This window comes from Methylomonas sp. LWB (assembly GCF_001856095.1).
Lineage (GTDB): Bacteria > Pseudomonadota > Gammaproteobacteria > Methylococcales > Methylomonadaceae > Methylomonas > Methylomonas koyamae_A.
This window is the reverse complement of record NZ_MKMC01000067.1, coordinates 185749-202649: the sequence shown is the minus strand read 5'-3', so window position 1 is coordinate 202649 and position 16901 is coordinate 185749. Positions and strand designations below refer to the sequence as shown.

The following is a 16901-nucleotide window of genomic DNA, read 5'->3' as shown; positions in this document are numbered from 1 at the left end:
CTCTCCTTTGTGTGTAATAGTGTCGCCATTATAAAGTGTAACCGGCGCCGGCCGAATAAAAGTCGTCTTCCCGTGAGAGGCTTGAACTATATTTGCAATCTATTGCCCTCTTTCGCGGATAGATTCATGGCCAAAGCGTTAATTTTTGCGGTGATCGGCTGGTTGATCGCCTGGAGCGCATGTCTCCAGGCGCAAGTGCCGGCGACCGACGAGATTCAAGTGCTGATCGACGTGTCCGGCAGTATGAAGCAAAACGATCCGCATAATTTGCGGATTGAAGCCAGCCGTTTGCTGGTCAACTTATTACCGGATAATGCCAAGGCCGGTTTACGTTTGTTCGCTGAAAAAACCGAGGTCCTTTCCGCTAGCGACGCGGTTTCACCCGCTTGGAAACAGCAAGCCGGCAAGGCTACAGCGAATATTCACTCGCACGGACTCTATACCAATATCGAGGACGCGATAAAAAGCGTCTTGGAGGGTGGGTTTGCGGGAACGGGAAATAAACATCTGATTTTACTGACCGACGGTTTCGTCGATATTTCCAAGGACATTATGGAGAGTGCCGATTCGCGCGAGCGTATCCTTAGCGAATGGATACCGCGCTTGCAGCAAATGCGGGTCAAGGTCGAGACCATCGCGTTGTCCGCTCAAGCCGATAAGGAGTTGTTGCAACGCTTGGCGGGCGAGACCGGCGGATGGGCCGAAGTCGCCGAGTCGGCCGACCAGTTACAGCGGGTTTTCGTTAAGATGGCGCAAAAGGCCGCGCCCAAGGACAGTCTGCCGTTGGCGGGAAATCGCTTCGAGGTGGACGCCAGCATCAAGGAGTTTTCGGTGCTGGTGTTCAAGAAGCCCGGCGCGGCGCCGACTTTGTTGTGGACGCCGGACGGCGGAAAGCTTGGCAAGCAAAGCGCCTCCGGCAACGTGTCCTGGCTGGAGAGCGCCAATTACGATCTGATAACCGTCAGAGAGCCGCGCGCCGGCGAATGGCGCCTGGAAGCGGAGGTGGACCCGGATAACCGAGTCATGATCGTGACCGACTTGAAATTGCAACTGGGCGAATTGCCGAATTTCTTAACCGAAAAGCAGGGTTTGACCGTCAAAGCGCATTTTACCGATGGCGGCCAATTGATTGACAGGGCGGATTTTCTGGCGATGCTGAGCTTGCAGGTTACCGTGGACCAGCAGACGCCGACCAATATGGCGGCGACTGGCGAAGCGGGCTACTTTGGTTGGAATGCGCTGAATCCGGGGCTCGGTAAGCATCTGTTACGGGTCGTGGCCGACGGCAAGACTTTCCGGCGTGAAATCGTCCATGAGTTTGAAGTGGTGGCGGCACCGATTGCCATCGAAAAGCAGATCGATATTGCCGCGCGTCGGGTCACGCTGACCTTGGTTCCCGATACCGCTCTCCTGGACACGACCGGGATGTCCGTCAATGTCAGCATCGGCCGAGCGGGTCAAGCCGGCGAATCCAGAGCGTTGGCCGCGCACGACGGGCGCTGGGACTTGGTTTTGGCCGACATTCCGGTCGGCGGGACTACACAAGTCAGCTTTAGTGTTACCGCCCGCGGCAAGGACGGTAACACGTTGGAACCGTTGGTGCCGCCGGTCACGATAGACGATAGTTGGTTTGTCGCCGAGCCGACTGCCTCCGAGACACATCCGGCCGAACCGGATGTCGCGGCCGATGCGGAGCACGGCGCGACGCACGGCGATGCGGCCGCGGGAGAGAGCGAGGACGCTCATGGAGAGCCCGTGAGCGAGACCAATTGGTTGCAGGTTACCGGCATTGTGCTGGGGTTGAACCTGCTGATCGCCGGAACCGGTTATTTCGGTTACCGGGCCTTTAAGCAAGCGCAATTTCGCAAACAGCAAGCGTTATTGGAGAGGTTGGCATGATTCAGCTCGACTCGGTCGTCGTGGTGCTGATGGCGGAAGCCCTAGTCGTATTGGTACTGTTCATGGCAGTGTTGTTTTTCCTGTCTCGGAACCGGCGTGGCCGGGAAATGGCGGAAGTCGACCGCTTTATCGATCAAATGGACGAGCAAAGTTTGGTCAAACAACATCGGTTGGAACAATTTCTAGGCGAAGACTGCGGTTTGCCGGTCGAAACGGTCGAATCGGTGCTGGCGGCGGTACTCAAAGCCGAGAGGGCCCTGTTCCAGCAAATATTTAGGCTGTTTTTACAGCGGGATTTGGCGACACTGGCCGACATCGAGAGAAAAATCGACGAATTGGCCGAGCCGTACCAGAATCTATTGGTCGATCACCCCGAGCCGACAAGCGGCGCCGTTGGGCAGGTCGACAAGCTGGCGGCCATGGAGCGCATCAACCAACAACTGGTTCGACAGCTGGACACCGCGATGAAAACCATAGACGAAATTTCCGCCGAATATACCCGCGTGTTTAGCGGCAATCAGACGGCGCTGGAATTGGAAAACAGCAGTAAGAAAATGTTGCAAGTGTTCGCGGAAGCCGAACACAGCATCCGGATCAATGTCGCTGGCGAGGCAGAGGAGTAGTATGGACGAATCGCTGCTGGTCGTGGTGTTGGTCAATCTGCTGTTGGTGCTGTTGATCGCATTGGTTGCCTTGATGCTGGTCGCTTGGCGCAAGCGCAAACAGAGTCAGGCGGAGCTGGAGCATTTGTTGGACGATATCAAGGACCGGCAGGGCCAGCGCAGCGATCAAATGGCTGAGATGCTCGTCGGCAAATACCGGCTGGACGAGCAAAAGGCGCGGGAGTTATCCGAAAGTCTGATTTTGGCCGAAAAACAGTTTTTGCACGGTTTTTTCGAGCAGCAAATGCAACAGCAGGCGGTTAGCGGCTTTTACGACGGTTTGTGCCGCTTGCTGAACAGTTATCTCAGTTCGATGCCGGGTTCCGAGGCGGCCGAAGTAGCCGGCGAAGAGTCGCCGGACGACAACAGCGTGCAAGAGACCGAGCCTTCCGACGAAAAAGAGAAGTCCGCCGCCGGCAACCCGCCGCCGGATTGGGGCGACGTGTTCGATTGAGTTTTTGAGAACGACAGGATGACGAGTATCTATATCATCGCCGAAGCCGGCGTGAATCATAACGGTGACCTGGACACCGCAATCGCGTTGATAGACGCTGCGGTGGCGGCGGGCGCCGATGCGGTCAAATTTCAAACCTTTAAAGCCGACAAACTGGTGACCGGTAAGGCCGGCAAGGCGGCCTATCAGCGAGAAACCACCGATGCCGGCGAGAGCCAACTGGCGATGCTGCGGAAACTGGAGCTGAAATACGAATTCCACGTGCGATTGCGCGACTACTGCGCCGAGCACGGTATCGAGTTTTTATCGACCGCGTTCGATTTCGACAGCTTGGCATTCTTGACCGGCGAAATCGGCGTTAGGCAACTGAAAGTACCTTCCGGTGAAATTACCAACGGTCCATTTTTGCTGGCTCACGCCGCGACCGGAAAAGAGCTTGTGTTGTCCACCGGCATGGCGACTTTGGGTGAGGTGGAGACCGCGCTGGGGGTGTTGGCCTTCGGCTTCTTAGGTTGGCAGCGGCCGAGTTTGGCGCGGTTTCGGCAAGCTTACGGCTGCGACGCCGGCCAGGCGGCACTGCGAGAAAAAGTCACGTTGCTGCATTGCACCAGCGAGTATCCGACGCCGCTGGAACACGTTCAACTGCGGGCGATGGATACGCTGGCGCAAGCGTTCGGCTTGCGGGTGGGATATTCCGATCATACCGAGGGGTTGGCGGTGCCGATTGCCGCGGCGGCACGCGGCGCGGTGTTGATCGAAAAACATTTTACGTTGGATAGAGGCTTGCAGGGGCCGGATCATCGGGTTTCGCTGGAACCGGCGGAACTGACGCAAATGGTAGCGGCTATTCGCTCAGTCGAGTTGGCTTTGGGAGGTGCAGGCAAAATCCCGCAACCGATCGAGTTGCAAAATCGCGATGTGGTACGCAAAAGTCTGGTGGCAGCCGCGGATATTGCGATTGGCGAGCCGTTCAGCGTCGAAAATTTGGCGGCCAAACGGCCGGGCACAGGCTTGAGCCCGATGGAATATTGGCGGATGTTGGGACAAACCAGCTCGCGCGCCTATCAAGTAGACGACTTGATTTCATGAAGTTGCCGGTGATTATGCTCGGTAGCGGGGGGCACGCCAAGGTGTTGTTGGATATTTTGCGGCGCCTGGAGGTCGATATTCTGGGGGTCGCCGACCCGGTCAAGCGACAAGGTGATAGTTGGCTCGACCTACCTGTATTGGGCGGGGATGAGATCGTTGCCGATTACGGCTCAGAAGACATTGCGCTGATAAACGGGCTTGGCTCGCTGCCCCGTGACGCCGGCACGCGGTCTCGACTTTTCGAGACATTCGCCGAGCGCGGTTACCGCTTCGGTCATGTCGTCGATCCGACGTGTTTTTTGGCGGGGAGCGTGGAATTGGCGGCTGGCGTGCAAATCATGGCGGGCGCCATAATTCAGGCAGGCACGCATATTGCTGAGAACACCATCGTAAACAGCGGTGCCATCGTCGAGCACGACTGCGTAATCGGCCGCCACGTGCATGTCGCACCGGGCGCGGTGTTAAGCGGAGGTGTCGAAATTGGCGATAGGACACATGTCGGTGCCGGCGCGGTCGTAATCCAAGGAATTCGCGTGGGCGCGGGTAGCGTGATAGGTGCCGGCAGTGTCGTGACGCGCGACGTTGCGGTTCGGCAAATTGTCTATCCGGCCCGATCGCAGCTCAAGAATATAGAATCATGAAACAGCATTGGCAGCAGGTAGTGATAAGTCCGGAAGCAACGTTACGGACCACGATAGAGGTGATCGACCGCGGCGCGCTGCAAATCGCGTTGGTAGTGGATGAAGACGGGCGCTTGGTTGGGGTGGTTACCGATGGCGACATTCGCCGAGCCTTGATTCGGGGCCTGGCGCTGGAGCATCCGGTCGGCGAAGTGATGAACAAGCGGCCTAAGGTGGCCAGCGAGACCGACAGTAAGACCCAATTGATCGCGGTGATGGAGGGGCATCATTTGTATCAGTTGCCGGTGGTGGACGAGCGTGGCCGAGTGGTGCGCTTGGAATCGCTGCAGGCTTTATACAAGCAGCCGGCTTTTCCGAATCCGGTGTTTTTGATGGCGGGGGGATTCGGCAAACGGCTGCGGCCTTATACCGACGATAGGCCGAAACCATTACTAGAAATCGGCGGAAAGCCGATTCTGGAAACCATCATCGAAAATTTCGTGAAATCGGGTTTCCGCCAATTCTTTATCGCGGTGCATTACCGGGCCGACCAGATCAAGGATTACTTCGGAGAGGGCGATCGCTGGGGGATAAGCATTCGGTATATCGACGAGGTCGAGCCGATGGGGACGGCCGGTGCGATCGGGTTACTGCCTGATAGCTTGCCGGACGTGCCGTTGATCGTCATGAATGGCGATATCTTGACCCAGATCGACTTTTCGCGACTGTTGGCTTACCACAACGAACAGCAAGCGATCGCGACGATGTGCGTCCGCCAGTACGAGTATCAGATTCCTTACGGCGTCGTGATGTTGGAACAGCAACGGATCGTCGGTATCGAGGAAAAGCCGTTGCAGAGCTGCTTGGCCAACGCCGGAATCTATGTGCTCGATCACAGTTTGATTGCAGGGATCACCGGCCAGAAAAGCCTGGATATGCCGACGCTGTTTAACCAGCAAATCGCGCTAGGCGAGACGGTGTCTATGTTTCCGGTGAACGACTATTGGCTGGATATTGGTCGGGAAGCCGATTTTCTGCGCGCGCAGGGCGAATTCGCCAAATATTTTTGATGACGAGGGTTAAAGGATTTCAAATCGGGGCCGATACATCCAGCGAGTTTGAAAACAAACCTTTTTTTCGTAAATCAACCAAAACAAATAATTCCGGCGGCGGCTCAGTTTTCGGATTTTGGAGGGTAACATCATGGCAATGGTAATCAACACAAACGTAGCTTCGTTGAACAGTCAAAGGTTTTTGAGCAATACCAACATGTCTTTGCAGACTTCGATGGAGCGCTTATCTTCCGGTTTGCGGGTGAATTCCGCGAAAGACGACGCGGCCGGTTTAGCGATTAGCGACAAGATGACATCGCAAATCCGGGGTATGACGGTGGCGGTGCGTAACGCGAACGACGGCATTTCGATGGCGCAAACGGCCGAGTCCGGCATGGGCGCTCTTACCGATACCTTGCAACGGATGCGCGATTTGTCCGTACAGGCGGCCAACAGGGCGGCGGTCGGTTCTTCCGACCGCGAGAAATTACAAACCGAATTCAAGCAATTGGGTTTGGAGATGAAACGTATCATTCAGAATACCGAATTCAACGGTAAGAAAATTTTGAACGGTTCGTTGAAAAACGCTAACTTTCAAGTGGGTGCCAATACCGCCACGGATAACCAGGTTTCCGTGAATATTTCCGATTTAACCGCGGTCAACAGCTTGAGCGCCTTGTTCGGTACCAAATTGTCGATTGGGTCGATGGCGACCTCTGGAAACGTCAGATCGGCAATGACAGCGATTGATACCGCGATCAAAAAGATAGATACTTTTAGATCTACATTGGGTGCGATTCAAAACCGGTTTACAACGACAATTGCCAACTTGAACTCGTCGATCGAGAATCAAAGCGCGGCAAGATCCCGGATCCTGGATGCGGACTTCGCGACAGAGACATCGAACTTGAGTAGACAGCAAATTCTGCAACAAGCGGGTACCGCAATGTTGGCGCAAGCGAATCAGTCTACGCAAAACGTCTTGAGTTTGCTCCGGTAGTTTGGATAGGAAGATTGCGCCGTCATGGCGCAATCTTTCCTTTAACACTGACAACATAGGGTGAGCATCATGAATAGTGAAATTTCAAATGTGCTGAAGCTAGCCCCCTTGACTGTTGTGAAAACCGATAAGCAAACGGATGAAAAGTCGTTTTCCAGCACTAGAACCGAGGCGAATCAAGCCAGTTCGGCGGTGTCTGCGTTGCAAAGCGATTCAACGGCGTCTTCTTTGAATTCGAAACAGGACGAGGACAAGCAGAACGACGCTAAAGTGACATTGGATACGGTAAAGCAAGCGGCCGATCAAGGCAATTCGCTGTTGCAGGCCGTAACCCGCAATCTGCAATTTAAAGTGGACGATTCAACGCAAGAATTGGTCGTCAAGATTGTCGATAGCGAAACCGGCGATGTGGTAAGGCAAATTCCGTCGGAGGAAATGTTGGCGTTTATCAGGCGAATGCAAGAGTTAGACGGGCATCAAGGTTCGGTTATTCAGGATCGGGCTTAGCGTGGGATAGCGGCGGTTCGTTGAGGAGGGTGTCATGAGCATAGTTTCCACGACAGGTATCGGTAGCGGTATCGACATTAATTCGCTGGTCTCTCAATTGGTAACCGCTGAGGGCCAGCCGGCCTTCAACGCGATTCAGCGTCAGGAGGACGCCGCCAACGCCCGGTTGAGCGGCTTGGGTACGTTGAAGAGCGGACTGTCAGACTTTCAGACGGCGCTCGCTTCGTTGAAAGACGGTAGTGTTTTTAAGACCCACACCGCTTCCTCCTCCGACGAATCTATTTTGAAGGCAACCGCCGGAGCCTCGGCGGTTGCCGGTTCATATTCGCTGGAAGTGACCCAGCTGGCCAAGGCTCAAAAGTCGATCGCCAAAGCCGAGTTTTCCGATATTACGACTACGACGGTCGGTACCGGTACTTTATCGTTTACCGCGACTTCGGGTTCGACATTCAGCCTGACCGTGGACAGTAGTAACAATACGCTGGAGAAAATGCGTGATGCGATCAATAGCGCGTCGGGCAATAGTTTCGTCAGCGCCAGCATCGTTAATGTCGACAATGCCGCCGGAACCGGCACGGTATCTAAACTGGTGTTGACAGCCAAAAACAGCGGCACGACGAATGCGTTTACTGTCAGTGGTAGCGATAGCGACGGCAACGATACGGATACTTCCGGGCTGTCTCAGTTGTTTTCGACGAATTTCGATAATCCATCGGTTGCCCAAGACGCGATTATTAAGGTGGACGGACAGACTGCAACGCGTAGCAGCAATACTATCACCGATGTCTTACCGGGAGTGACGCTCAATTTACAGTCCCAAGAGCCTGGTACTTCGGTAAACATAGACATCGGTGTGGATAAGGCCGCGATTACCAAGTCTATCAACAGTTTCGTTACCGCTTACAACAAACTGCACACCACCACCAAAGACCTTGGCAAATACGGCGGCAGTACCGATGGCAGCGGCGACGGTAACGGCGCGTTAATTGGCGATGCCACCTTACGTTATGTCACCAGCCAAGTGCGGACAAATACGACCTCGGTGGTTTCGTCGGCGACAGGCAATTACAACTCCTTAGCGTTAATTGGCGTCAAAATCGATAAAGATGGCGTGATGTCCTTGGACAGTACCCAGCTGGATACCGCCTTGGCGGCCGATTTCGATTCGGTCGGCGATGTGTTTTCTTCAAGCGACGGTGTTGCCACCCGTCTGGACTCGACGTTAACGGGCTTGTTGCAGTCCGGCGGTAACTTGGATACTCAGCAAAGCTCGTTGAAAAAGCAATTAACCACATTGGAAGATAGGCGGACCGACGTGCAGGTTAGGATGGATAACTTTCAGAAATCCTTGCAAAAGCAATTTACCGCGATGGATGTGCTGGTCGGGCAATTTAATTCGACTGGTTCATTTTTGACAAGTTGGATCAATAATTTATAAACCGGAAGGGGGATTCCCATGTATGTAGATGCCCATAAGAGAGGTGCTAGGCAATATGCCGATGTGCACACTTCCAGCGGTCTCGGAGAGGATTCTCCGCATCGTTTGATTCAGATGTTGATGGAGGGTTTCTTGGCTAGAGTCAACTCCGCGAAGGGCGCGATAGCCCATCATGACATGGAGGCCAAAAGCATCTACATCTCCAAGGCGATCGGCATCGTTGGCGGCTTGAACGAAGCAGTGGATTTGGAACGTGGCGGCGAAATCGCGGCCAATCTGCGCCAACTATACGACTATATGAATATCCGGCTATTGGAAGCCAGTCGCGAAAACAGCGAAGACAAGCTTAACGAAGTCGCGACATTGATGCGCGACATTAAGGAAGCTTGGGATGCGATTGCGTGATGGCAACCGGTCCTCGCGTTGATTTCCTGGCCTGGCAAGAGCGTCTGGAGCAATTTAACGCAGCCATAAAAGGCCACATAACCCAGGAGGACTGGGAAAATTTGTCGGTTTTATTGAACGATAGGCAGGCTTGGCTGGAGGCGTTAGCGACGATGCCGCTAGCCGAATCGGAAAAACCTCAGGCGAAGCAGTTCGCGCGGAACGTGGCCGAACTGGATAACGCGTTTCTGGCGCAGATCCAACAACTTCAAGCTCAAGCCAAGACCAATCAATTGGCTTTCGAAAAAGGCAAGCGGGCGTTGCGGGCATATCGCGCTGGTTAAGTTCAATCGCCAGTTTAGAAAACTGCTCAAGATCGGCTTCCGCGAGATTGGTTCAATCTTCTGCTAAGGGGGCTTGAGCTTTTCTTGCATCAACTCCAAGTAGAAGTAAACTCATTCTTTATCCTATCGAAATGCCAAATCAGCTTCCTCGCTGATCCCCTCTTCCGGAATTCTTCGGATCTCGAAAATAGCTATCAATCTGAACGTGTCGTAAAAATGGCAGGGCCGGAAATGTTAGGTCGCCGGTTTTAGTGTTCAACGGTCATTTGCGAGGCCAATCTTTTACGGCAGTAAAGCTTCGGCAAAATCCCGTCGAGACTTGTCTCAGTCTGCTTTTAGCGGCGAGGGAAGACTATTAGGCGCGTCCGATAATTGTACGGCGGCGTGTCGTCAAAAAATTGTCGCCGGCCGGCGTTGGCGGCAAGCGGAGCGGCAAAATCCCGTTGCCGCTACGAATAGATAGGGGATGTTTCACGAAGCAAAATTTTATAATTTATTGAAAATAAAGTAATTTTATTTGTTGGCATGGAAAGTGATTGACTCTGGATGGCGGCAAACATGCCTACTTCATTCAGGATAAACCGGGAGAACGATCATGCCATCATCAATGGTCATTAATACGAACATCGCTTCGTTGAACAGCCAAAAGTTTTTAAGCAGGACGAACGACAGTTTGCAAACGTCGATGGAGCGTCTGTCCTCTGGTTTGCGAGTCAACAGCGCCAAGGACGATGCGGCCGGCTTGGCGATAGCCGATAGAATGACGTCGCAAATTCGCGGCATGACGGTCGCGATGCGCAACGCCAACGACGGCATTTCGATGGCGCAAACCGCTGAGGCGGGGATGGGAACCATCACAGAGACTTTGCAGCGCATGCGCGACCTTGCCGTGCAAGCGGCCAACCGGGCGGCGGTGAGTACCGAAGACCGACAAAAATTGCAGACGGAATTCAAGCAATTGGGTGCCGAGGTCAAGCGTATCATTCAAAATACCGAATTCAACGGCAAGAAAATTTTGAACGGTTCGTTAAAAAATGCCAATTTTCAGATCGGTGCCAACACCGCGACCGACAACCAAATTTCGGTGACAGTCTCGGATTTGGCGACCGTTAATAGCTTAAGCGCCTTGTTTGGCACTAAATTGTCGATCGGTTCCGACGCGACCTCAAACAACGTTCGGTCGGCGATTAACGCAATCGATACCGCGATTCGAAAAGTCGACGTGTTCCGTTCCAATTTGGGTGCGATTCAGAACCGGTTTATGACGACGATCTCCAACTTGCAATCGTCTATTGAAAATCAAAGTTCGGCGCGTTCGCGGATTATGGATGCCGATTTTGCTTCGGAAACTTCGAACTTGAGTCGCGGCCAAATCTTGCAACAGGCTGGAACCGCGATGCTGGCGCAGGCCAACAAAGTAACGCAAGGCGTCTTGCAGTTGTTGCAATAACGCCGGCTTGAGTTTAGCCGTGCAAACGGGATAATGGTCGAGATGCCGACTAACCGGGGTTCCAAACATGACACAGTGCGAACAGGGTTCGGAAGAACAACGCTTGGGGCCATTGTGCGTTAACGATTTCGGGGAACGGTACTATTACAACCTGAATCGGCACGGCTTCGATAAGGTTAGCGCCGAGGTGCTATTCGATACGAAGTTCGGCAAGGCTTTGTTCGAAGAAGACGCGTTAAACGTCATAATCGGCACCGATTCCGGTTTACTGCTTCGTTATTTGCAAGCGAGGCCGCTACCTAACGGAACCCGCTATCTGTTTATCGAACCGGAGTCGGTACTAGCGGCGCTCGACGCTAACGGTTTATTGACGGGTATGGACGAGCGTATGGCCTGTATCGCGATGAGCGATTGGGCGGACGCTATCGGTCGCTTTAAGATTACCGACTATTTCTATATCGATGCGGTCCGGTCATACAATGCAATCTGCGCCCAGGACGACTATATAGAGGAATATGCCGAGCTGAGTTGGCATGTTACCGAACTATTGTCGCAACTGCATTGGCAGACCAGCGTCGAATTAGGCGCGGAGGCATTCATTGCCCGGCAAATCCATAACATTGCCGACAACAAATTGCCCGCCAAATTGTTGGCGGGGGCCTTCGCCGGTAAAACTGTGGTTCTGTTGGCCGGCGGCCCGTCCTTGGATAGCGCGCTGCCTTGGGTCAGGACCCATCGCGACCGTTTGGTCGTTTTTGCCGTTTCCAGGATCGCCCGACAATTGTTGCAAGCCGATCTATATCCCGACTTCATTTTTTCGGTCGATCCGACCGAACTCAGCTTCGATATTAGCAAGGAAATGCTGGAGTTCGACGAGCGCACCGTTTTCGTCTGTTCCCATCACACCGTGCCTACCCTGTTAAATCAATGGCGAGGCCTGGCCTTGTATTTAGGCGATCGCTTGCCCTGGACCAGCGATCTGAATTGCCCCAACCTGGAAAGCGTTGGACCGACCGTGACGAACACAGCACTGCAGGTGGCTTATCGTTTTGGCTTCCGGCGAATCGTACTGGCCGGTGTTGATTTATGTTTTACCCGCGACGGCTTTACCCATGCCAAAGGCAGTAACGAAGCGCTGGCCGGGCCGCGCTTCAATTTGACGTCCCTGCAAGTGCAGACAAACGCTGGCGGCATGGCGCCGACCAGTTGCGACTTTGCCCAAGCGATACACTCGCTAGCGTTGCAAGCCCGTCATCTATCCGCCGCCGGTTGCGACATCGTCAATGTGTCCGAGCATGCCGCCAAAGTCGACGGCATACGCTATCTAGCGCTTGCAGAACTCGATTTGCCGCAAACAGCGGTTGATGTAGCCGACATTGTTCAATCACGCCTGGCGGGTTCCGACGAGGAAGCCGCGTATTACGTCAAGGCCTTGACGGATTTGCGTAGAGCGCGATTTCAGATTCGCTCCATCGCCAAACTGGTGGAAGACGCCCGACGTATCAACGACGCGATGTACAACGAACACGGCGTGATTGGTGAGTACAAGGACAAGCAGAAGCTCGATAAAATCGAGAAAAAGCTCAAGCGCGAACACCGCCACTACAGCCGCTTGGTTAAGAAGTTCGGCATACGCCGTTTTATCAAGCTGGCGAAACCGTTTAACGACCAGGATTGGACCGCCGAAGAGGCAAAACAGCTTGGTAACGTATTTTACGATGCCTATCGCGACGGCGCGGCTAAGCTGCTGCAGTTGATCGAAGCCTCGATCGACAGAGTATTGGCCAGGCAACAGGAGCTGGCCTTGCATCCGGATTTTAGCGTATTGATTGCTCAAGCCCGTAAGGATCGAAGTTTCGGTCGCGTCCGTTTATGGCGCCGGCGTTTCGCGGCGGAATTAATCCCGGCGGCGCTGCAACACGAGCTGGCCGAATTGGATAGCGCCTATCTACGGGTACTGCACGATAGGGAAACCCGGCATTTTGTTCAAGCCAAAGGCCAAAGCAGCTTGCAAAACCTGAGGCAACGGTCGGGGATGCTATTCAAACATCAAAAAGTCGAAGAATTGGCGGACTTGCGAAATAGTCTGCGAAAACACCCTGAACCGGAAAATGTCGCGCCGTATCAAGCACTGATAACCGGTTATTTGGCTGAGTTGGCACGCGATCACGATGCGGCGCTGGATGCGTATCGCCAGATTGTCGACGGTGGGGACTCGTTGTTGGAAGAAGCGCTGGCGCGTATCGTCGTGATCGCGGTCGAGCGCGATGACGTGTATTACGCCAATCTGGCACTGGAATGCCTGTCGCGGTTGAATCCGCTTTACCAGCCTTGGTATGCCGAGATTCAGCGCTTACACGGCGACATTCTGGTGGCGATCGACACTTACAATGCCTACATTCGCAGGTTTCCGGACGATAGCGCCGCTCAGTTGAAATTGGCGCGTTTATATCTGGATCAGGGTATTTACGAAGCGGCTGAATTGATGCTCGATCACTTGTTGACGAACAAGCCGGGATTGGAGGCGGCCTTGGCGATGCGCTTGCAATTAGCCAAAATCAGAGCCGACTCGGCGGTTGGTTCGGCGGATGTCGGTTGAGAAAACTACAGCGTCGCCGATAAGGTCGCCTATTCCGACGGCGAATTGAAGGATCGTTTTAGTCACGGGGAAGCCGCGCACCAACCATCTACTCAAGGAAGTCGGCAATGGACGTTTTGTGGTCCAAACTAACTGTGACGCGCACGATTAACAACGACTGGCGATTACCTTGCTGGCGGAGTAAGGCATTCGACTTGTGCCTGCCCAGCCCGGCAATCGAGATGGCGTAAGTTCTATTATCTGTTTAGTCGCCCGAGGTTCGATTTTAAGTCAACATTAAGTGTCGCGGCGCATGCTCTGGTCCAAGCACCCAGGAAAAGGAGCTATGCGATGAACACTTTGAAATTCATGATTGTTGGCTTGATATTTTCGTCGGCGGTTAGCGCCGACGGTCACGGTTGGCATCACGGCCACCACCATGGGCACGGCCCGATAATTCGGGAGCGGATCATCTACATGCCGCCTAGAGTTGTCGAGTACGTACCGGTACCTCGCTATTATGCACCGCCGCCACCGCCGGTCTATTACCGTTACGAACAGCGTTCACCGACAGGACTATTGGGTGGCGTGGTCGGCGGGGCGATGGGTTATCAGTTCGGTGGCGGCGATCCGTTGGCGGCCGGCGTTGGCGCGGCGGCGGGTGCTTGGTTGGGTAACGGGCGTTACTAGTCGGTCGGTTTCCTATGTGCTTGTGCTATGGATTAGTCGACGCTTAACGCCGCGAGAAAACGGTCGAAAGCTAAGCCCATCGCCGGCAGAATGCTGAGCAAGCGATGATCGGCGTCGTACAGATGCAAACGGGCGCCGTGTTCCCGACAAAATCGCCAGGCATGCTCCGGCGGGACCACGTCGTCCCGCCAGCCGTGAAAGACTTCGATATTCGTAGTCCCCGGTGCGAAACGGTCGCGGGCGTACCCCGGCAGATAGAAGGCGGGCGCGATCAGGAACAAACCGTGCGGATTCAGTGTTTCGGCGGCGACCGTGGCGACGTAGGCACCCATGCTCGAACCGACCAAGACCAGCTTATCGTAGGTAGGCAAATTTTCGGCCAGCAGTCGGGAAACCCGCCAGTCCGGATCGTTGTTGGGCCGATAATCGATGCTTTTGAAATGAAACCCGCGCCGCTCGGCGACGTCGGCCAGTGCCAAGGCCTTCTCGCCCCAGGGAATACTGTCCATGCCGTGGTTGTAGATGACTAAGTGTTTCATAGAGACGGGTAACGTTATTTCCGCAAAATCAGATGGCTTAGCAAGCTCAGCAACAGGCTGACGACCAGCATCGACGTGATCGGAATGAAGACTCGACTGTTTTCGGTTTGAATCGAAATATCGCCGGGTAGTTTGCCGAACCAATTCAACAGCCAAGGCGCATGGCTTATTGCCAAGCCGAGCAATAACAGACCGGCGCCGGCAATCGTCAAAATTTTGCCTACCATTAGATTATCCTCCGCCTTTTCAGGCGGACTGCGTTTCAGGCCCAAATCGGCCGGGAGTTTTAATGCGGACTATGCAGGCCTTGCAAGCGGATATTACCACGTTGGCGGTGGATACCGTCGTCAATGCCGCGAACGCCTCGCTGCAGGGTGGCGGCGGGGTTGACGGTGCGGTACACCGGGCCGCCGGTCCGGCGTTGTTGGCCGCCTGTCGCCGCTTGGACGGCTGTCAGGTTGGGCAGGCGAAACTTACCGAAGGGTTCGGCTTACCGGCCAAATTCGTCATTCATACGGTCGGTCCGGTCTGGCGAGGCGGTTCTCATCGAGAAGCCGAGCTACTGGCCGCGTGTTACCACAATTCGTTGACGTTGGCCGGCGAGCACGCTTTGTCGTCTATCGCCTTTCCCTGCATCAGTACCGGCGCTTACGGTTTTCCGATACTAGCCGCCGCCGAAATAGCGGTAGCGGAGGTTAGCGAGTCTCTTAAGCTAACGCGTTACGAGGTCGACGTGATTTTTTGCTGTTTCGGCGCGGCCGAACTGGCGATATATCGGCATTTGCTGGAGCGGGTTTGATCTCATTCGGCAATCGCCACGACTTGCGCGAAGCCGCCGCCGGGCGTCCGGAAGTTGGTGGTTTGGCCTTGATAGAGCCGGGCACAGACCAATTGAGTTTCGCCCCGATACACGTAGTGGCGCAAATCCAGTTTCAAATCGCCGCTGTCCAGGCGGCGTTCGCTGGGTAGGACGATCGATTGGGCAACGTAATCGTTTTGCAGAATGTCCTCGAACACCCGTTTGGTCAGTTTATCCCCCCGATATGCCGCTTTGCTACCGTAGCCGCGGGCGGGCTTGAAGAATAGCCGTTTGCGTTCCGCCCACAAGGCAGCGGCGTTTTCCGATGCGACGGCTATGGTTTTGGCGACGCCTTCGCGCAATACCGCCCGGGTTTGACTATCCACGCCCAGGGTTCGTAAATAATCGTCGTCGCTCAGCAAGATCAGATTGCGCTTGTCGGCGTATAAGGCGTGGTTTCTCGGGTGAGGTGTGACCACGGCGGCGCCGGCCAGGTATGTCGCGCGTAATGCCGCATGTTGGGGTTCGTCCAGGCCGAAATCGGTCAAGCGGTTGTAGATCAGGTCGATTCGTGTTTGCTGGTGCCAGACGCCGCCGTCCCGATATTCCAGAGCACTGGGGTCGAGAATCCAGGCTTGCAAACCGTGCGCTTCGAACAGTTGTTTGAACAGCAAAAACTCCGGATACAAGTATTGTTGTTCGGGTTGCTCGTCGACGATGGCGATGGTCCGCAGCGCTTGAATCCCGCGTTCCGCGCGCCACTCGCTGAGAAACATCTCGACGAAGGCCGCTTCCGGCGCGGGCGGAGTTATGGGCGGGTGGCCCGGTTGCCGATGGTCGGCGACTTCGCAGCAAGTGTCCTGGGCGCGGATCAGCTGGGCATTGATCAGCGCACCGCCGGCGTTGCTATTGATCTCGATCAAACGTGGGCCATCGGTGCCTAGATGGAAGTCGTAACCCAGAAATACACCGGTAGCTTGGGTTTGGTGAGCGGCACTAAGCGGCGCGCGGCTCAATACCTGTTCCCGAAACGCCGGTAATGCGATTACCCGTTCCAGTGCGGCAATGATTTCAGCTTGCCGATCCAGATCCGATTGACTGACGAATACCGGTACGTCGGCGCACAAATGCGGCCGCTCCTCGGTCAGCATGCGGTACAGTGCATCGCCGTTCATCGAGTCCGCTAGCGATTTGCGCAAGGCCTTACGGTTTAACGAAGCGCAGCGGCAGGAGCCGTTCAATTGTTCGGCGCGAAAGGGAATAGTGGCGATAGGCGAAAGCGGCATGGGCATCGGTATTCCGTGGTGGAAGGCGGTTTCGGATTCTGGAAGTTCGGCGTTTTCCGCCGGCATTTCGCTTGGACTGTTCATTGACGGATTATTTCCGCGGGCGCAAA

At 54.7% G+C, this 16901-nt stretch carries 18 protein-coding genes; 15 read left to right on the top strand and 3 right to left on the bottom strand.

The annotated features are described in order from the left end of the window. Window positions 1-126 precede the first annotated feature (126 nt). From BJL95_RS20585 to BJL95_RS20520, 14 genes are all read left to right on the top strand, one after another. Complete coding sequence (locus BJL95_RS20585) at window positions 127-1899, top strand: VWA domain-containing protein (protein WP_071160547.1); 1773 nt, start codon at window positions 127-129, stop codon at window positions 1897-1899. Further along, complete coding sequence (locus BJL95_RS20580) at window positions 1896-2522, top strand: hypothetical protein (RefSeq protein WP_064030695.1); 627 nt, start codon at window positions 1896-1898, stop codon at window positions 2520-2522. Before BJL95_RS20585 ends, BJL95_RS20580 begins: the two co-directional genes overlap by 4 nt. A gap of 1 nt (window position 2523) precedes the next feature. Next, window positions 2524-3015 (top strand): hypothetical protein, encoded by a 492-nt coding sequence (locus tag BJL95_RS20575; RefSeq protein ID WP_071160546.1) that lies wholly within the window; start codon window positions 2524-2526, stop codon window positions 3013-3015. Between the two features lie 18 nt (window positions 3016-3033). Beyond that, a complete protein-coding gene (gene neuB, locus BJL95_RS20570) occupies window positions 3034-4104 on the top strand; it encodes an N-acetylneuraminate synthase (RefSeq protein WP_071160545.1) in 1071 nt (356 codons plus the stop codon). After that, on the top strand, window positions 4101-4745 hold the full coding sequence (locus BJL95_RS20565) for an acetyltransferase (protein ID WP_071160544.1): 645 nt from the start codon (window positions 4101-4103) through the stop codon (window positions 4743-4745). The genes neuB and BJL95_RS20565 overlap by 4 nt, the downstream gene beginning before the upstream one ends. Beyond that, window positions 4742-5794: a nucleotidyltransferase family protein gene (locus BJL95_RS20560; RefSeq protein ID WP_071160543.1), complete on the top strand. Its 1053-nt coding sequence runs from the start codon at window positions 4742-4744 to the stop codon at window positions 5792-5794. Before BJL95_RS20565 ends, BJL95_RS20560 begins: the two co-directional genes overlap by 4 nt. A 133-nt stretch (window positions 5795-5927) precedes the next feature. Then, window positions 5928-6776 (top strand): flagellin, encoded by an 849-nt coding sequence (locus tag BJL95_RS20555; protein WP_064030690.1) that lies wholly within the window; start codon window positions 5928-5930, stop codon window positions 6774-6776. A 69-nt stretch (window positions 6777-6845) separates the two neighbouring features. Then, window positions 6846-7283 (top strand): flagellar protein FlaG, encoded by a 438-nt coding sequence (locus BJL95_RS20550; protein ID WP_064030689.1) that lies wholly within the window; start codon window positions 6846-6848, stop codon window positions 7281-7283. Window positions 7284-7317: 34 nt separating this feature from the next. Next, window positions 7318-8721 carry a flagellar filament capping protein FliD gene (fliD, locus tag BJL95_RS20545; protein WP_071160542.1) on the top strand — a complete coding sequence of 468 codons (1404 nt, stop codon included), beginning with the start codon at window positions 7318-7320 and terminating at the stop codon, window positions 8719-8721. 18 nt (window positions 8722-8739) lie between these two features. Then, window positions 8740-9126 (top strand): flagellar export chaperone FliS, encoded by a 387-nt coding sequence (fliS, locus tag BJL95_RS20540; protein ID WP_064030687.1) that lies wholly within the window; start codon window positions 8740-8742, stop codon window positions 9124-9126. Further along, entirely contained in the window at window positions 9126-9449 is a 324-nt protein-coding gene (gene fliT / locus BJL95_RS20535) for a flagellar protein FliT (protein ID WP_071160541.1), read from the top strand. The genes fliS and fliT overlap by 1 nt, the downstream gene beginning before the upstream one ends. Window positions 9450-10044: 595 nt before the next feature. Next, window positions 10045-10899 carry a flagellin gene (locus BJL95_RS20530; protein ID WP_064030685.1) on the top strand — a complete coding sequence of 285 codons (855 nt, stop codon included), beginning with the start codon at window positions 10045-10047 and terminating at the stop codon, window positions 10897-10899. A 67-nt stretch (window positions 10900-10966) separates the two neighbouring features. Beyond that, entirely contained in the window at window positions 10967-13498 is a 2532-nt protein-coding gene (locus BJL95_RS20525; protein WP_071160540.1) for a 6-hydroxymethylpterin diphosphokinase MptE-like protein, read from the top strand. 330 nt (window positions 13499-13828) lie between these two features. Beyond that, a complete protein-coding gene (locus BJL95_RS20520) occupies window positions 13829-14167 on the top strand; it encodes a hypothetical protein (protein ID WP_071160539.1) in 339 nt (112 codons plus the stop codon). Window positions 14168-14199: 32 nt separating this feature from the next. Here the strand turns inward: BJL95_RS20520 and BJL95_RS20515 are convergent, their stop codons facing one another. Both BJL95_RS20515 and BJL95_RS20510 read right to left on the bottom strand, forming a co-directional pair. Next, the gene (locus tag BJL95_RS20515) at window positions 14200-14706 is read right to left on the bottom strand and encodes a YqiA/YcfP family alpha/beta fold hydrolase (protein ID WP_064030682.1); all 507 of its coding nucleotides are present in this window, start codon (window positions 14704-14706) and stop codon (window positions 14200-14202) included. 14 nt (window positions 14707-14720) lie between these two features. Further along, on the bottom strand, window positions 14721-14933 hold the full coding sequence (locus BJL95_RS20510; protein ID WP_064030738.1) for a DUF2905 family protein: 213 nt from the start codon (window positions 14931-14933) through the stop codon (window positions 14721-14723). Window positions 14934-14995: 62 nt separating this feature from the next. Here BJL95_RS20510 and BJL95_RS20505 point away from each other — a divergent pair, with 62 nt between their 5' ends. Continuing rightward, window positions 14996-15505 (top strand): O-acetyl-ADP-ribose deacetylase, encoded by a 510-nt coding sequence (locus tag BJL95_RS20505; protein ID WP_071160538.1) that lies wholly within the window; start codon window positions 14996-14998, stop codon window positions 15503-15505. A 2-nt stretch (window positions 15506-15507) separates the two neighbouring features. Here the strand turns inward: BJL95_RS20505 and BJL95_RS20500 are convergent, their stop codons facing one another. Then, window positions 15508-16875 (bottom strand): hypothetical protein, encoded by a 1368-nt coding sequence (locus tag BJL95_RS20500; RefSeq protein ID WP_254786859.1) that lies wholly within the window; start codon window positions 16873-16875, stop codon window positions 15508-15510. Between the last annotated feature and the right edge of the window lie 26 nt (window positions 16876-16901).

Coding starts and splice junctions, on each gene's coding strand:
- BJL95_RS20585 (WP_071160547.1), top strand. CDS start 127: ATGGCCAAAGCGTTAATTTTTGCGGTGATCGGCTGGTTGATCGCCTGG.
- BJL95_RS20580 (WP_064030695.1), top strand. CDS start 1,896: ATGATTCAGCTCGACTCGGTCGTCGTGGTGCTGATGGCGGAAGCCCTA.
- BJL95_RS20575 (WP_071160546.1), top strand. CDS start 2,524: ATGGACGAATCGCTGCTGGTCGTGGTGTTGGTCAATCTGCTGTTGGTG.
- neuB (WP_071160545.1), top strand. CDS start 3,034: ATGACGAGTATCTATATCATCGCCGAAGCCGGCGTGAATCATAACGGT.
- BJL95_RS20565 (WP_071160544.1), top strand. CDS start 4,101: ATGAAGTTGCCGGTGATTATGCTCGGTAGCGGGGGGCACGCCAAGGTG.
- BJL95_RS20560 (WP_071160543.1), top strand. CDS start 4,742: ATGAAACAGCATTGGCAGCAGGTAGTGATAAGTCCGGAAGCAACGTTA.
- BJL95_RS20555 (WP_064030690.1), top strand. CDS start 5,928: ATGGCAATGGTAATCAACACAAACGTAGCTTCGTTGAACAGTCAAAGG.
- BJL95_RS20550 (WP_064030689.1), top strand. CDS start 6,846: ATGAATAGTGAAATTTCAAATGTGCTGAAGCTAGCCCCCTTGACTGTT.
- fliD (WP_071160542.1), top strand. CDS start 7,318: ATGAGCATAGTTTCCACGACAGGTATCGGTAGCGGTATCGACATTAAT.
- fliS (WP_064030687.1), top strand. CDS start 8,740: ATGTATGTAGATGCCCATAAGAGAGGTGCTAGGCAATATGCCGATGTG.
- fliT (WP_071160541.1), top strand. CDS start 9,126: ATGGCAACCGGTCCTCGCGTTGATTTCCTGGCCTGGCAAGAGCGTCTG.
- BJL95_RS20530 (WP_064030685.1), top strand. CDS start 10,045: ATGCCATCATCAATGGTCATTAATACGAACATCGCTTCGTTGAACAGC.
- BJL95_RS20525 (WP_071160540.1), top strand. CDS start 10,967: ATGACACAGTGCGAACAGGGTTCGGAAGAACAACGCTTGGGGCCATTG.
- BJL95_RS20520 (WP_071160539.1), top strand. CDS start 13,829: ATGAACACTTTGAAATTCATGATTGTTGGCTTGATATTTTCGTCGGCG.
- BJL95_RS20515 (WP_064030682.1), bottom strand. CDS start 14,706: ATGAAACACTTAGTCATCTACAACCACGGCATGGACAGTATTCCCTGG.
- BJL95_RS20510 (WP_064030738.1), bottom strand. CDS start 14,933: ATGGTAGGCAAAATTTTGACGATTGCCGGCGCCGGTCTGTTATTGCTC.
- BJL95_RS20505 (WP_071160538.1), top strand. CDS start 14,996: ATGCGGACTATGCAGGCCTTGCAAGCGGATATTACCACGTTGGCGGTG.
- BJL95_RS20500 (WP_254786859.1), bottom strand. CDS start 16,875: ATGAACAGTCCAAGCGAAATGCCGGCGGAAAACGCCGAACTTCCAGAA.